This is a genomic window from Bacteroides sp. L008, from assembly GCF_040812255.1.
Classification (GTDB): domain Bacteria; phylum Bacteroidota; class Bacteroidia; order Bacteroidales; family Bacteroidaceae; genus Bacteroides; species Bacteroides vicugnae.
This window is the reverse complement of record NZ_JBFNXO010000005.1, coordinates 1-1,075: the sequence shown is the minus strand read 5'-3', so window position 1 is coordinate 1,075 and position 1,075 is coordinate 1. Positions and strand designations below refer to the sequence as shown.

Annotated in this window: 2 protein-coding genes; one reads left to right on the top strand and one right to left on the bottom strand. The window is 35.7% G+C overall.

The features are described 5' to 3' along the window. On the top strand, positions 1–519 hold a 519-nt coding region (locus AB3G73_RS24160), incomplete at its 5' end, for a leucine-rich repeat domain-containing protein (protein WP_367745752.1). Positions 520–556: 37 nt separating this feature from the next. Here the strand turns inward: AB3G73_RS24160 and AB3G73_RS24155 are convergent. Continuing rightward, positions 557–1,075: leucine-rich repeat domain-containing protein (locus AB3G73_RS24155; protein ID WP_367745751.1), on the bottom strand; the 519-nt coding region annotated here is incomplete at its 5' end.

The window sequence follows — 1,075 nt, the reverse complement described above, 5'->3', positions numbered from 1 at the left end:
GTTAATTCAGAAATTGTATATACTGGTTACACTGTAATTGGCCTGTCTTATGGAACCTTCCAAAACTGTGTAAACCTAGAAAGTATAACATTGATGCCCAATATTAAACATCTTGAAGGTGTCGTGTTTGCAGGATGCATATCTCTCAAACATGTAACAATACCAAACACAATTGAAAAAATAAATAATTCTATTTTTGACGGCTGCACATCTTTATTAACGGTAGAACTTCCATCCACATATATGCCAGAGGAATTCCCTGCTGGATTGTTTAAGGGTTGTTCTTCACTGACATCATTAATAGAAATACCAAACACTGTAACATCAATTGGACAGGCTGCCTTTATGAATTGCCATTCATTAAAAGGTGTAAAAATGAAGGGAACTACCCCTCCGACACTTGGATATGGCGTATTTAATGATACGACATTCCCAATATATGTCCCAGGAGGAGCAGTTGATGCATATAAGTCTGCATCTGGTTGGACTTCTTTAGCATCCAGAATTATTGAATATTGACCATTTGATGTTTTCATATTATATAATTGGTAGAAAATTAGTATCCTACAATCCTAGAAGATACAGAGGTCCACCCGGAAGCTGATTTATATGTATTAACAGCTTCTTGGGGGACGTATATCGGAAAAGTTGCACCTTCAAATACAGCATAATCAAGTGTAGGTGGAATAGTTCCCAACATCTTTACACCAGCCAATGAACGGCAATTCATGAATGCCCTCATACCAATGGATGTGATTTTTTCAAGAATTACTATCAATGATGTTAGGGACACACAATTATTGAATATATCTGAAGGAAATTTAGTAATGGTTAAGCCTGACGGGATATTAACTGTTTTTAGTGATGTACAATTATAAAACAGATTATTATTTATTACTTCTATTGAACTGGGTATCGTCATGTGTTTGAGAGATATACATCCGGCAAAGACAGCTCCTTCAAGATGCTTAATGTTGGGCATTAATGTTACATTTTCTAGGTTAGTACAATCAGCAAAAGCTCCATAAGGCAATCCAATAGAATTTGGATCATTAGGGATTGCTTTTGAACCAGT